General features: G+C 53.0%; 14 protein-coding genes. 8 read left to right on the forward strand and 6 right to left on the reverse strand.

Annotation, left to right across the window (positions count from 1 at the left end; all coding sequences use genetic code 11):
- Positions 1-39: 39 nt before the first annotated feature.
- Positions 40-1,602, reverse strand: a complete 1,563-nt coding sequence (locus RA157_RS01625; protein ID WP_350334740.1) for an ABC transporter substrate-binding protein — start codon at positions 1,600-1,602, stop codon at positions 40-42.
- Positions 1,603-2,121: 519 nt separating this feature from the next.
- Here RA157_RS01625 and RA157_RS01630 point away from each other — a divergent pair.
- The 5 genes from RA157_RS01630 to RA157_RS01650 all read left to right on the forward strand — a co-directional run bounded on the left by RA157_RS01630 (position 2,122) and on the right by RA157_RS01650 (position 5,898).
- Positions 2,122-2,568: a c-type cytochrome gene (locus RA157_RS01630; RefSeq protein ID WP_350334741.1), complete on the forward strand. Its 447-nt coding sequence runs from the start codon at positions 2,122-2,124 to the stop codon at positions 2,566-2,568.
- A 9-nt stretch (positions 2,569-2,577) separates the two neighbouring features.
- Positions 2,578-3,495, forward strand: a complete 918-nt coding sequence (locus tag RA157_RS01635) for a c-type cytochrome (RefSeq protein ID WP_350334742.1) — start codon at positions 2,578-2,580, stop codon at positions 3,493-3,495.
- Positions 3,496-3,953: 458 nt separating this feature from the next.
- A complete protein-coding gene (locus RA157_RS01640; RefSeq protein WP_350334743.1) occupies positions 3,954-4,736 on the forward strand; it encodes an NAD kinase in 783 nt (260 codons plus the stop codon).
- Positions 4,737-4,850: 114 nt separating this feature from the next.
- Positions 4,851-5,366: a response regulator gene (locus tag RA157_RS01645; protein ID WP_350334744.1), complete on the forward strand. Its 516-nt coding sequence runs from the start codon at positions 4,851-4,853 to the stop codon at positions 5,364-5,366.
- Positions 5,367-5,391: 25 nt separating this feature from the next.
- Positions 5,392-5,898: an Hpt domain-containing protein gene (locus RA157_RS01650; RefSeq protein ID WP_350334745.1), complete on the forward strand. Its 507-nt coding sequence runs from the start codon at positions 5,392-5,394 to the stop codon at positions 5,896-5,898.
- A gap of 92 nt (positions 5,899-5,990) precedes the next feature.
- Here RA157_RS01650 and RA157_RS01655 read toward each other — a convergent pair whose 3' ends face one another.
- The 3 genes from RA157_RS01655 to RA157_RS01665 form a co-directional block, all read right to left on the reverse strand.
- Positions 5,991-7,142 carry a DUF2336 domain-containing protein gene (locus RA157_RS01655; protein ID WP_350334746.1) on the reverse strand — a complete coding sequence of 384 codons (1,152 nt, stop codon included), beginning with the start codon at positions 7,140-7,142 and terminating at the stop codon, positions 5,991-5,993.
- Positions 7,143-7,327: 185 nt separating this feature from the next.
- Entirely contained in the window at positions 7,328-8,017 is a 690-nt protein-coding gene (locus tag RA157_RS01660) for an FkbM family methyltransferase (protein ID WP_350334747.1), read from the reverse strand.
- 371 nt (positions 8,018-8,388) lie between these two features.
- The gene (locus tag RA157_RS01665) at positions 8,389-9,297 is read right to left on the reverse strand and encodes a transglycosylase SLT domain-containing protein (protein WP_350334748.1); all 909 of its coding nucleotides are present in this window, start codon (positions 9,295-9,297) and stop codon (positions 8,389-8,391) included.
- A 155-nt stretch (positions 9,298-9,452) separates the two neighbouring features.
- Here RA157_RS01665 and RA157_RS01670 point away from each other — a divergent pair, with 155 nt between their 5' ends.
- Together RA157_RS01670 and RA157_RS01675 are read left to right on the forward strand one after the other, a co-directional pair.
- On the forward strand, positions 9,453-9,908 hold the full coding sequence (locus RA157_RS01670; RefSeq protein ID WP_350336252.1) for a MaoC family dehydratase: 456 nt from the start codon (positions 9,453-9,455) through the stop codon (positions 9,906-9,908).
- 4 nt (positions 9,909-9,912) lie between these two features.
- Entirely contained in the window at positions 9,913-10,800 is an 888-nt protein-coding gene (locus RA157_RS01675) for an HpcH/HpaI aldolase/citrate lyase family protein (protein WP_350334749.1), read from the forward strand.
- A gap of 5 nt (positions 10,801-10,805) precedes the next feature.
- On the opposite strand, the gene RA157_RS01680 is transcribed toward RA157_RS01675, so the two are convergent.
- The gene (locus tag RA157_RS01680; RefSeq protein WP_350334750.1) at positions 10,806-11,408 is read right to left on the reverse strand and encodes a flavin reductase family protein; all 603 of its coding nucleotides are present in this window, start codon (positions 11,406-11,408) and stop codon (positions 10,806-10,808) included.
- A 2-nt stretch (positions 11,409-11,410) separates the two neighbouring features.
- Positions 11,411-11,980, reverse strand: a complete 570-nt coding sequence (locus tag RA157_RS01685; RefSeq protein ID WP_350334751.1) for a nitroreductase family protein — start codon at positions 11,978-11,980, stop codon at positions 11,411-11,413.
- Positions 11,981-12,167: 187 nt separating this feature from the next.
- Between RA157_RS01685 and RA157_RS01690 the strand changes: the two genes are divergently transcribed.
- The gene (locus RA157_RS01690) at positions 12,168-13,133 is read left to right on the forward strand and encodes an RgsD C-terminal domain-containing protein (protein WP_350334752.1); all 966 of its coding nucleotides are present in this window, start codon (positions 12,168-12,170) and stop codon (positions 13,131-13,133) included.
- Positions 13,134-13,148: the final 15 nt, after the last annotated feature.

Raw genomic sequence — 13,148 nt, forward strand, 5'->3', positions numbered from 1 at the left:
GGGAAGATTGACTTCCCCAGCTCGGTATCGGTTCAGGTCTTAGGAATCGAACCACCAACGCTCAAGGGCCTTGTTGCCATCAAGATCCCAGTTGGAAGCGAACTTGTCATGGCCGACATTTGCAGCTGTCGCGAAGACATAGCTTGCATACATCGGAACAACCGTACCACCATCATTGCTGCAGAGTTCCTGCATTTCGTAATACATGGCACGACGCGTATCTTCGTTAAGCTCTGCACGAGCCTGAACAAGAAGTTCGTTGAAACGCTCGTTTTCCCAATGGGTATCGTTCCAGGCAGCGCCCTTGGAATAGGCAATTGAGAACATCCAGTCCTCTGTCGGACGGCCACCCCAATAACAGAAGCACCAGGGCTTCTTCAGCCAGACGTTGGACCAGTATCCATCATTCGGCTCACGGATGACGTTGATATTGATACCGGCCTTTGCTGCATGCTCTTTGTAGAGAACAGCGGCATCAACAGCTCCGGCAAAGGCTGCATCTGCAGACGACAGGTCCACATTGATGCTGTCAACACCAGCTTTCTTCAGGTGATACCTCGCCTTTTCAGGATCATAGGCGCGCTGCGGCAGATCCTTGTTGAAATATTTGTTGGCCGGGCTGATCGGATGGTCGTTGGCAACCTGACCATATCCGCGCAGCACTGTTTTCACGATAGCTTCACGGTCAATCGAATATTTCAGAGCCTGACGGACATTCACGTCATTGAACGGCGCAACATCCACGTGCATCGGAATGGTGTAATGCTGTGTTCCGGTTACCTGATGCACATTCAGTTTGCGATTGCGCTTGAGCAGGTGAACCGTTTTCAGATCACAGCGGTCCATAGCGTGGATCTCGCCGGACGTCAGGGCATTGGTCCGGGCCGCCACATCCTTAATTGAGAGAACTTCGATGGAATCAAAGTGAGCCCGCTCATCGCCACGCCAGTAGTTACCAAACTTCTTAAAGGTGGCTTTCACACCTGGCTCAAAGCTCTCGAGAACGTATCCGCCCGTTCCAATCCCTTCCTGCCATTTGCCGTCAGGCATAATTGACAGATGGTAATCAGAAATGATGTACGGGAAATCGGCATTGCCTTCTTTCAGCTCAAAGACAATCGTGTGGTCATCGTCTTTCTTGATTTCGACAACCGGGTCCAGAACGCTTTTCGCCGCTGACTTCGAATCGTCACCGCGATGGTGATTCATGGATGCGATGACATCATCTGCCGTCATCGTCTTGCCATTGTGGAACTCAACGCCCTTGCGGAGTTTCACAGTCCAAGTCTTGGCGTCAGCGGATGCCTCTACGCTCTCGGCCAGGTTAGGAACAGCATTGCCCTCATTGTCCACATCAACGAGACAGTTACGGGTCGCATAGTTCACCTGCTGGGGGAACGTATTGTCGATCGCGCCCGGATCCAGGGATTCCGTTGTGCTGCCGCTGCCGATACCGATCTTGAAATGCCCGCCTTTTTTCGGGGCAGCCTTTGCAGGGCTTGTCAGAAGTGCTGACGCAGCGCTTGCAGTGATCCCGACAGCAGCCGCACCCGCCATGAAATCACGACGGCTGAGATGGCCTGACAGAACCAGATCACGCATTTTATTGAGCTCATTTGACATTATGAGTCTTTCCTCCCTAGTCAAAGTTAAAGAATTGCCGCGTTAGTCGGCTATTCCCGATTTGTCACACGGACATATGACAGCTTGATAATGTGGGCCCTCGCATTGTCATTTTGATGCAAGACCTCCTCCCAGAGGTATGCCCGACATTGATCTGTTGAGTGGTATTACAGAACGAAGCGTCTGAACAATCAACCACTTTGGCGTTTTTACACAGCCTCATTCAGAAAGTCTAAAGGTCCAAACACAGGCATTATTAACACGAAACGACATCAATATTGCCAAAATCACCTCAAGACCCAAAAAATCCGATCAATTTTACCGGACATGCAGCCCAGTGAATTCAGCATCCATGGGAAAAATGAAGGTGATAACAGCGATTTGACCAGCGACTTGCACAGTTTTTGCGAAGCATTTCATATTGCTGGTACACTCACCGAATAGAAATCAGATTAATGTGTTAACAACAATATACACTGGAACCGGGAGAACATTACGATGAAACTGGCCATTTTTGCGCTTACCATTGCCGCAACAACTGTCTCTATACCGCTGCAGTCCGTGGCCGCTGATGATCCGATCTTGACACGTCAGGCTCTGATGAAATCCGTCGGCGCGGCAACCAAAGCAGCAGGCGCAATTGTTAAGGGTGAAGCCGAGTATGACGCGGTCACAGCCGAGCTGACCATGCGGGTCATGCATGGAGCTGCCGTTGGTTTCAGCCATTACTTCCCGGAAGGGTCAGACACCGGCCACAAGAATGAAGCAAGTCCGGAAATCTGGAAGGACATGACCGGTTTCATCGCAGCTCGTGACAAGTTCAAGGATGACTCAGCAGCCGCCATCGGCAATGCGTCTAAAGGTGCGGACGAGTTCAAACAGGCGTTCCTCTCAGTGGTTGCCAACTGCAAATCCTGTCACGAAAAATATCGCGTCAAGAAATAGGAAAATCACATGATGCGGCGTCTTACAGTCAGTGTGATTCTGCTCGCCATAGCGGGGTTCGCCGGATTCTGGTTTCTGACCAGCCCCCAACGCATAGACGCCGCCTCTCTTCCGGCTCATACCCCGGACCTTGATAACGGCCGCCTCATGTTTGATGCTGGCGGCTGTGCATCCTGTCACGCCCCCAAGGGTGCCAAGGGCGATGACCGGCTGGTTCTGACCGGGGGGCATGAGCTTAAAACGCCCTTCGGCATCTTCCGGGTTCCCAACATTTCATCTGACCCCGATCATGGGATCGGCAAATGGACAGATGAGGAATTTGTCACCGCTATGGTCAAAGGCGTCTCTCCGGAAAATAAGCATTACTATCCTGCGTTCCCGTTCAGCTCCTATCAGCGGATGACTTTACCGGATCTGCTTGATCTGAAAGCCTTTATGGATACGCTGCCAGCTTCAGACATACAGAATGCAGACCACGACCTTCCTTTCCCCTTCTCGGTAAGACGAGGCCTTGGTGTCTGGAAGCTGCTCTTTCTGGATGGCAAGCCTTTCGCTCCGGATCCTTCACAGTCGGACATCGTCAACAGAGGCGCCTACCTCGTATCAGGCCCGGCCCATTGCGGGGAGTGCCATACACCACGTAACCTTATAGGCGGCCCAATAGAAAACCGTCACCTGGCAGGCGCACCAGCAGCCGAAGGCGATGGTTTTATCCCCAATATTACGCCACACAAGACAGGCATCGGAAGCTGGAGCGAAAGTGACATCGTCTATTCGCTCGAAAGCGGCTTTACTCCGGAGTTTGATTCCTTCGGTGGCTCAATGGTCTCCGTGCAGGAAAACATGGCACGTCTTCCGGCAGAAGACAGAGCCGCAATAGCAGCCTATCTGAAATCAGTTCCAGCTCTTGTAACTGAAAAGAACTAATAACCAGACTTGCAGAGTCATGATTTTGGCACAATCCGCCAGAATAATGGAATTGGAATACAAATGGTGATCCGGCTCAGTATGGATCATCTATAAATAGAAAGAGACGCCATAGCAGGGAATTCATCGTCCATATAAGGAGGACACGATATGGGACGAGTAAGAACGATAGCTGAAAAACCGGACTTCTGCCTCTACGGAGCGGCTTTTGGTCTGTCTGCGGCAATCTGGCTGACCCTGACTGTGGTTATCCTGCTTTAAACAAAGCAGCTTATCCATAAGCGCAAACAGTGTCTCATAACACTTGGCTCGGCCAATCTCTTGGCGATTCAATAGGCAAAGCCGCGTCTTCTTTTGCTGTTCGGCCACCTTCCACCTGTCAACATCGCAAATAGCCAATGTAGCATTGGCGTTTGGCTCTACACATGGTACTGGCAATGGATCGTCAGGAAAGAGCCATGCGTAAAACCGATAAGCCGATTGAAAATATTGCTTTTATCTCCAGTCCTACGGATGAGGCAGAGCAAGCCCGTCGCCGTCTGGCCCATCGCTATGGTTCGGTTTCTCCCAAGAACGCAGATGCCATTGTTGCTCTCGGTGGCGATGGATTGATGCTGCAGACCCTTCATCGGTTTATGGGCAGTGATATTCCCATCTACGGCATGAACCGTGGATCTGTCGGCTTTCTGATGAATGAATTTCGCATGGATGACCTGATTGAGCGGATCAACGATGCTGAGATCACACGTCTGACGCCTCTCAAGATGGATGTGACAGACACATCAGGGCAACACCATTCCGCTATGGCGTTGAATGAAGTCTCCATGCTGCGTCAGGCCCATCAGGCAGCAAAGCTGCGTCTGTCTATTGATACTCAGATGCGTATGGAAGAATTGATCTGCGACGGTGTCATCGTGGCAACACCGGCAGGCAGTACCGCCTACAATCTGTCTGCTCATGGTCCGATTCTGCCGATTAACGCCCCGCTCCTTGCTCTGACACCAATCAGCCCTTTCAGACCAAGACACTGGCGCGGCGCTCTGCTGCCGAACCATGTTGCGGTTCAGATTGAGGTATTGGAAGCCAGCAAAAGGCCGGTCAATGCGGTCGCCGACCATACCGAATTCCGCTCAGTCCAGCATGTTTCCATAGAGCAGAACCCGGATGCCTGCTGCTACATCATGTTTGACCGTCGACACCCCTGGGAAGAGCGAATCCTCAACGAACAGTTCCGGTACTGACATACATCCAATCCACATGATCGCCGAGGCCATAAGAACACATCGCGCATTAGTCCGTTCTTAACAACCTGTTGTGCATAATCTGTCCAAACACATCGCAAGATGCGGGACGGCATGACAAGAGTTGACCTCAGTACAGTTCGAATTCTGATAGCAGATGACAATTCCCACATGCGTCGGATTGTCAGAACGCTGCTGAACAGCTACGGCGCGCGCGACATCACCGAAGCGGAAGATGGCGCAGAAGCGCTTGAACTCTTTAAGGCTTCCGGGCCGGACATCGTTATTACCGACTGGATCATGCCTATCTTTGATGGCCTGGAACTGACACGGATGATCAGAAGTGAGGATGCCTCTGGTAATCCTTACGTTCCTATCATCATGCTGACCGGCCATTCCGAGAAGAAACGAGTTGTCGAAGCCCGGGACGCCGGTGTGACAGAGTTCTTGTGCAAACCCATTTCAGCCAAGGGTCTGTACATGAGGGTGCTGAACTGCATTGTGAACCCTCGCCCATTCGTCAAAAGCAAAACCTTCTTTGGCCCGGATCGCCGCCGGTTCACCAATCCGCATTATGCAGGCGAGGAACGACGTACCGAACCCGCCCCGCAACAGGCAGAGAACGGCTAGGTCCGGATAGAGATCGAGAGTTATCATGACACAAGAGATCGAAGACAAAGGCACCCATCAGATTATCAAGCCGCCGAACGATCTGCGGCAAAAGACAAAGCCGTCGCGATCAAGCCCTCCGAATTTCGATCCGATTGCCAAAGCCGAACAGGCGCTGCATCAAATGTCCGGCAACTTCACACTGTGGATTGAAGAGGAAGTCGCAGCCCTGGTCAAAGCCTGGAGTGTGGCACGGGAAGCTGGCCTTTCAACAGACAGCATGGACGACCTCTTCCGCGCTGCCATTGACATCAAAGGGCAGGCTGAGACATTCGGTTATCCGATTGCAGGCTCAATTGCCGACAGCCTGTGTCGCCTGGTCGAACATGGTCAGGAAGGCAACCAATTACCTGAACCCCTTCTTGATCAGCATGTGCAGGCAGTTCGTGCCGTCGTCAGAGAGCGCGCTAAAGGTGATGACAGCCAGATTGCACTGTCTCTCCTGCATAACCTGACAGATGTGACGAACGACTATATCGCCCAGAGCGCCTGATACGTTATCGCGCTGAAGCCAAAGCATCCAAGCCTCGTCACTATTGGCGGGGCTTTGCTTTTTGGCTCATTGGTTGAAAAATCCAATCGGAATTACGCAGCCCGCTGTGAAGCAAAGGCATCGGCATCAGACCGTGCAGCATCGCGCGCCGCATCACTGGCAAATCGTCTGAGCATGGCCAGAAGTGCATCGGCATCACTACGATCAATATCTTCAAGACGGGTCAGAACCCGCTCCAGCATTCGACGAACGCGAGCGTATTCCGACATGCCTTCATCAGAAATCAAGTCATCGAGATAGGTTTCAATACCAACCACAATGGCCGGAATCATCTTGTCCGGCAAATGGGCCTGCCTGCAGACTGTTTCGATAGAAGCACTGCGACCGGAATAGAGCAAATCAGACACGCGCTCGACCGGTAACCGGGCCAGTCGGGCCAGAGCAATTTCGATAAAGCGGAAATGCCCGAGACACAGAGCCCGCAGCAACAGTGCGGGTGTCAGACGATTGCTGACCTTGAGATGTTCAACAAGGACATCCAGATCGTCCATCTGAAGATCAACGGCAAATCCGAGTGTCGCCTTCTCACAGGCCTCCCGAACAACCGTCTGGGCCCGTTCCGGCTTCATCCATGCCCGCTCAGTCACAAGAGACCGAAGAGCAGCAGCCAGCCTCTGCATCAGGTCTTCACGCACTCTGACCGGCAAATCATCCCGATCCAGCAGAAGCTGACGAATAGACGGGTCATTACCAAAACGCTCGACAATCCGTTCAACGCTGAAAGCCGCGATGGATGCAAATGCGTTCTCGAGAAGATCAACAACAGCGTCTTCCTCGCCCACTTCCGCAAGAGCGGCAGCAACGGCCCGGCTCACATCACCGCGCTGGGCAACGGCTCTCTGACGCGCCAGAGGACCAACTGCGACCAGATCAACCAGGTCCGCATCATCCAGAACAGGTGAACGAAGCAACACGGGCTCCGCAACACTCATCTGATCAGCAGCAAGACCCAGTACAATATGCTTTGGCGCATCAGGCTCAGAAGCCAGAGCGTGTGCCATAGCAGCCCGGACACGGGGGGCTGGATCATCAAGAAGGACAGTCATCACGGCCTCAAGCCGCTCACGGTCAAGTTCTGGCAAAGGGGAATGGAGATAGGTGCGCACCAAAGCATCTGCGCCCTCCGCTCGCCGATTGACAGGAGCGCTTTCCATCCATTCCAGAAACTGATCTGCGATCATCATGATATCCGAACTCAACCACCGTTGCCCCAGAATGGACGCCGGGTGGTTAACGTTCGGTTCACCATAAAATCGAATGCATCCAAAAAGATGAATTTGAACTGTATCAGGAGACTTTCCCGAGCGCTTATCTCTCCCTGCAAAAACCAGGGACAGAAGGCATAATTTCAGGCAATCAAAATAAGAAATCAGCCTCCGATATTGGAGAAATATGCATCACCTTCAATATAGTTCAGCAGCCTATACCCTGAATCATTCAGGAAGCTTTTGACTTCATCATCATTCTTGTTGCCCATCTCGATCTGCAACACCATCTCGTTATTCTGCAGAAAGGCTTTCATTCCCAGAAGGGTATTCAGTGTATAGCCTTCAACGTCAATTTTTGCCAAAATCCTCTCCCCTTTCATGGGAAGAAAATCATCAAGTCGCGCTATTTCGATTGTTTCGATATTGCTGTATTGCCGCGACCTTGCACATAATTCCGGATCAATAGCGGACACGCCTGTAGAATTCCGGTCGATATGAATCTGTGCCGTTTCATTCATCTCGCCCAGCGCGATGTTATGACACTGAACTCTATTCTCCAGACCATTGAGAAGGAGATTTGTATTAAGCCTGATAAAGGTTGACTTCACCGGCTCAAAGCTATGAACGGCATCAATATCCGTCAGTGTCGGCAATAATACACTGTACAGGCCAATATTGGCGCCAATATCAAGAAAACAGTTCAAGTTATTCTCTTTTATCAGCTCCGCACATCTCTCAATCTGGCGATTTTCAAAATCAATTCCTGAGAGAAGTCGATTGTCTATCCAGTCCTTTGGATTCAACAGGAGCAGGCACCCTCTCCTCCGGCAAACGATTGGTGTTTTGCGCAACCGATAAAATCTCTTCACGAGACTCAACAGTATATTTTTTCTCAAAATCAGCTTCCTGTTTTCTTCTTATTACAGCGTGCTTCTGAAAAGTTGCTAGATTTTTCAGATAAAGGCTCTTGCTAAAACAACCCCTTAAAGCACCGCTACCAGAGAACCGTAATCGGACCAACATTGACGTCAAAACACCGCCATTAGCAATGATTTTCAGCCTAACTATCTGAATTAGGTATTCCAAGTTAATTGTGGAGAAGCATGGTTCTGTCAGGCTGAAAGAGACCACGAATATGACAGCCGGAACCTCTCTCCCGTTGCATCGCGTCGAAAAGCCCAGGGCCAAGACTCATTGCGCTAAACAGGCCTGAAAACACGGTCTAAACCGACTTCTGAACCTTGAGGAAAGACAGGAGATTAAGAGGCTGTCTGCCATTCTCGGCTTCTGGAGGTGTCGCTGGCGCAAACAAGGCCCGGTCCGGTCTGTCCTGTTCTGCATATGCCGTTGACCAGCCACTTGTATTCAGAAGGTTTGCAGTCGGACTATCATCACGAAAGAGCCCGTGAAACGGATTTTCCGGTGCCTTTGCTGACCATCCGGCAAACCGGGGATCCTGTTGCGGGGCCTCGGCAACCGACCGTGTCTCTTCAGGTGCGGAGGCCAGACGTACCGGAACATTGTCATAGGAGCTTACAAGGTTCCGATAAACCTCTGAGACATCACGAGCCCGCCCGTCGCGGTGATAGAAGATGGGTTTATTAGCCCTTGCCTGTTCAGGAAACAGCTTGTCAGCACGCACATCCGGCGTCTGGTCCGCCGCCTTGATCAATCGGGCACCACCGCCCGGGCCAAGAAAATGGGCGATGTAGAGCTCACCGGCACTCGGATTGCGATCCAGCTGCTTGCGCAGATAATTCCCGTTGCCCTCGGCATAGGCACCGGCCAGCTTGGCTGATGCTTCAGGATTGAACCGAAGCGCCAGAACAGCTTCCCGGTCATCACGGTTCGGCACCACATATTTGCCGTTGGATTTCTTTGCAATCTTGTCAGCAAAGTCTCCATAGCCCAAACGGCTGCCATTCTCCTTAAGCGTTTCCAGCCAGGTCGATTCGATGAACTGGAACAGACCCGCAGCAGATGACGTGGAAGCCTTGGCTTGCGGGTCAAAATTGCTCTCACGTTTTGCTGTCTCCAGCAGAAAGTCAAAATTGGTGCCCGTGGTTTCACTGGCAGCACGAAAAGCACTTTCGATCCGATCGGATATCTTGGGTAGGCTTGCTGTCTCCATGATGCACCCCCGTGCCGGCCCCCGCAAAACGGAATGGTAAATGGTCCGTTAAGAATTCACCCAGCATGGTTAATGTTCCGTTAACAAAAGAACAGGTTGCACCGATCCGGCTCGGGCGGATACCAATGAACGAACGTGCGCAAAAGGGGGTCACCATGCCGGGTTTGTATTTCGAGGAATTTGAGGTCGGTCATATTTTCGAGCACAGCCTGCGCAGAACCGTGACCGAAATGGACAATATGCTGTTCTCGAACATGACCTTGAACCCGCAACCCCTGCACATAGACAAACACTTCTGCGAAACCCAGACCGAATGGGGTCAGCCGCTGATGAACAGTCTTTTCACGCTGGGGCTGATGATTGGCATTTCAGTCAACGATACAACCGTCGGCACGACCATCGCCAATCTGGGCATGACAGATGTGAAATTTCCTCACCCCCTGTTTCAGGGCGACACGGTCCATGTCACAAGCGAGGTTATCCTGAAGCGGGAATCAAGATCCCGACCAGATGCCGGAATTATCGAGTTTGAGCACAAGGCCTTCAATCAGCATGATGCCCTGGTGGCAATCTGCCGACGTCAGGCGTTTATGAAAAAGAAAGAGGCCTGACCTCATGCGTTCTCTGCTGTTTGTACCCGGCGACAGCCGCAAGAAGCTGGACAAAGCACTCACGTCCGGCGCTGACATCCTGCTGATTGATCTTGAGGACTCTGTCGCTGCTGCCAACAAGCAGCAAGGCCGAAGCACAACAGCCGACTTTCTGGCCGAACATCGTGACGCCGAGCAGCGCCCTCTCCTCTATGTGCGCGTCAATGCACTCGATACAGCCCTGATTGATGATGACCTCTCAGCAGTCATGCCCCATGGACCAGCCGGCATCATGCTTCCCAAATGTCAGTCAGGTGATGATGTGGAAGCGCTTCATGCCCGACTGTCAGTTCAGGAAGCCTATGCTGGCCTCAGAGACGGTGAGACCGGGATTATGGTGGTGGCAACGGAGACAGCGGGGTCTGTTTTCAATCTCGGGACCTACAAGGACAGAAGCCTTCGCCTGAAAGGGATGACCTGGGGCGGGGAGGACCTGTCCGCAGACATCGGAGCAGAGACGAACCGGGATACAAACGGACACTACACCGATCCCTATCGCCTCGCCCGGTCGCTCTGCCTGCTGGGTGCCGTGAACGCGGAAGCTGCGCCAATTGACTCCGTCTACACAAACTTCCGGGATCTGGATGGGCTCAAGGCAGAGGCTGAAGCAGCCCGCCGGGATGGCTTTACAGCCAAAATGGCAATCCATCCGGCACAGGTCCCGGTTATCAACGACGTTTTCACCCCGGACGATGCAGCAATCACCCATGCAGAAGCGGTCGTCGCGGCATTCGCTGCATCAGAGCAGACGGGTGTCGTCGGACTTGACGGAGAGATGCTTGACCGCCCTCACCTGCTACGTGCCAGGCGCGTTCTTGAACGGGCCCGAGCTGCCGGTATGCTAAACGACTGACCCGATCAGTTCTGCGGCCGATTGAGTGAAAAAACCCGATCAACCGTACTGTAATCCATATATCCGAGGCGGGCCAAAAGCTGCATCTTCTCTGAATCAACCAGGCCGTCTTTCAGATAGGCATCATCAATATGAATGCCGGTCACCTGCCCGATGACCATCCAGTGTTCGGCAGATTCTCCTGAAAGGACAGTCAGGGGCACCGTCTGAAGATAGCGGCATTCCAGTGCTGCAGGCGCTTCCGCGACACGCGGCACCGGCACAGACACGGAGTCGGCCATGGTCAACCCGGCCAGCTCAAACTCGTTCACCTCGCGCTCAACCGGAGCGGATGTGGCATTCATCGCATCCCGCAAGGCATAGGACGCCATATTGCAGACAAAGGCACCGGTTTCCTCGATATTGAGCAGGCTGTCCTTGCGTCCCTGGCTGGAAAACATCACCAGATGAGGCCTGGACGCCACCGCATTGAAAAAACTGTACGGGGCGAGATTGACACTTCCATCCTTACCCACTGAGCTGATCCAGCCAATTGGCCTTGGCCCTACCAGGGCCTTGAACGGATCATGTGGCAAAGTGTGGTCGTTCTTGACCGCGTCGTAATACATGGTCAGCCTTTCCAGGATGTTGTGATGTCTTCAAGGTTCGGTCTTGGCCGCTCGACCGGGGCCTGATCGGGCGTCCCGATATGGATAAAGCCAGCAAATCGCTCGTGATCCTCACAGCCAAGAAAACGGGCCGCAACCGGGTCAAACGCATACCATTCCGTCAGCCACTGCGCGGAATAGCCAAGCGCCCGCGCGCCATGCAGCATATTCATGCAGACCGCACCGGCGGATAATTCCTGCTCCCACACAGGTACTTTGTGGTCAGCATTGACGCAACTGATCACACCAATCACGCGGGGGGCACGGCTGAAACGGTCTTTTTCCTGCTTCAGGCGCTCTTCGGAAGCATCGGGTTCCCGGTCCCGCCAGCACTCGGCAAGCCAAGTGCCTATCATGTCCGCATCTTCCGGGTCATAAAGAACAAACCGCCATGGCGCGAGTTTTCCATGATCCGGCACGCGTGCCGCAATGGTCAGAAGGGTCTCGATCTGCTCATCATCCGGCCCGGGTCCGGTGAGAAAATTTGCCGGCACAGTGCGACGGGAAAGCAGATAATCGCGAAGCTGATCCATAGACCAAAACCCTCTCTTGCAGAGCAAAACCGAAGCCCTGACCTTCTGAGCAAGACTTGACCCCAAAAGGAAATAAGCCTCTGGGGGTGCCTCCACAAGGCCAAACTTCATTGATATAAGGCATTGTTGGAAACAGCGGTGATTCAAAGCTGCGCAAACGCGGCACGACGTTCAAAGGCCAATTGGAATGATACGACTGACATCTGCAATCTTATGGGTTTTGGTCAGCCTGGGAACGGCCTCTGTTTCAGCCCAGACAACTTCTCCCGGTCCACTAGACCTGAACGCAACACTGTCGGACCTGCCTCCACAGGGTCAAACAGGCCCGGACGCATCTCAACAGAACAGTCTTACCGACGGAACCAGTGCACCAGCGGATGCAGAAGCTCTTATCCTACAGCTGCAGGCCCAGCTTCATGCAGACGGGCCACTGATTCCGTCCGGCCTTACCTGGCGCATCTTCCAGGCTGAGGATGGCATTGAAGGTGTAACGCCGATCGGTACGCAGAAAGGCGGCAGTGTTGCCCTTCCACTGCAGCCGGGCTCCTATATTGTCCACGTGAGCTTCGGCCTTGCCAGCGCCATCAAGAAGATTACTGTGCAACAGGACAACCAGTCCGAGACCATCGACCTCAATGCCGGTGGCATGCAGCTTGATTCTGTTGTTGGCGACCGGAGACCGGTGAGCCGCTCACACGTGACATTTGACATCTTTTCCGAGCCGGATCAGGCAGGCAATCGCAAGCTTCTGCATCAGAAAGCGGAGTTCAACAAGATCGTCCGGCTGAATGCGGGAACCTATCATGTCGTCAGCCGGTACGGTGAGAGCAACGCAATCGTCCGCGCGGATATCCGCGTGCGTCCTGGAAAGCTGACCAACGCCACCATCATCCACCGGGCCGCCATGATTACACTGAAATTCGTCAACGAACCCGGAGGCGAAGCCCTGGCCAACACGATCTGGACGGTTCTGACACCCGGCGGGGACACAGTGGCAGAGAATGTCGGCGCCTTCCCCACCATGATCCTTGCAGAAGGCGACTACACAGCGGTTGCCAAGCATGAAGGCGAAATCTTCAACCGCGATTTCTCGGTGGAAGCAGGAGTCAATCGGGATGTGGAAGTCCTATCAACCCGCTTTGAAGCGCAATAATCGCACTTCAGGAGA

It is taken from the genome of Coralliovum pocilloporae (genome assembly GCF_030845175.1).
GTDB lineage: Bacteria > Pseudomonadota > Alphaproteobacteria > Rhizobiales > Cohaesibacteraceae > Coralliovum > Coralliovum pocilloporae.

Excerpts from the sequence above, each read along its gene's own strand:
- RA157_RS01630 (WP_350334741.1), top strand. The coding sequence starts at position 2,122 with ATGAAACTGGCCATTTTTGCGCTTACCATTGCCGCAACAACTGTCTCT.
- RA157_RS01640 (WP_350334743.1), top strand. The coding sequence starts at position 3,954 with ATGCGTAAAACCGATAAGCCGATTGAAAATATTGCTTTTATCTCCAGT.
- RA157_RS01645 (WP_350334744.1), top strand. The coding sequence starts at position 4,851 with ATGACAAGAGTTGACCTCAGTACAGTTCGAATTCTGATAGCAGATGAC.
- RA157_RS01675 (WP_350334749.1), top strand. The coding sequence starts at position 9,913 with ATGCGTTCTCTGCTGTTTGTACCCGGCGACAGCCGCAAGAAGCTGGAC.
- RA157_RS01655 (WP_350334746.1), bottom strand. The coding sequence starts at position 7,142 with ATGATGATCGCAGATCAGTTTCTGGAATGGATGGAAAGCGCTCCTGTC.
- RA157_RS01685 (WP_350334751.1), bottom strand. The coding sequence starts at position 11,980 with ATGGATCAGCTTCGCGATTATCTGCTTTCCCGTCGCACTGTGCCGGCA.
- RA157_RS01625 (WP_350334740.1), bottom strand. The coding sequence starts at position 1,602 with ATGCGTGATCTGGTTCTGTCAGGCCATCTCAGCCGTCGTGATTTCATG.
- RA157_RS01635 (WP_350334742.1), top strand. The coding sequence starts at position 2,578 with ATGATGCGGCGTCTTACAGTCAGTGTGATTCTGCTCGCCATAGCGGGG.
- RA157_RS01680 (WP_350334750.1), bottom strand. The coding sequence starts at position 11,408 with ATGTATTACGACGCGGTCAAGAACGACCACACTTTGCCACATGATCCG.
- RA157_RS01665 (WP_350334748.1), bottom strand. The coding sequence starts at position 9,297 with ATGGAGACAGCAAGCCTACCCAAGATATCCGATCGGATCGAAAGTGCT.
- RA157_RS01670 (WP_350336252.1), top strand. The coding sequence starts at position 9,453 with ATGCCGGGTTTGTATTTCGAGGAATTTGAGGTCGGTCATATTTTCGAG.
- RA157_RS01690 (WP_350334752.1), top strand. The coding sequence starts at position 12,168 with ATGATACGACTGACATCTGCAATCTTATGGGTTTTGGTCAGCCTGGGA.
- RA157_RS01650 (WP_350334745.1), top strand. The coding sequence starts at position 5,392 with ATGACACAAGAGATCGAAGACAAAGGCACCCATCAGATTATCAAGCCG.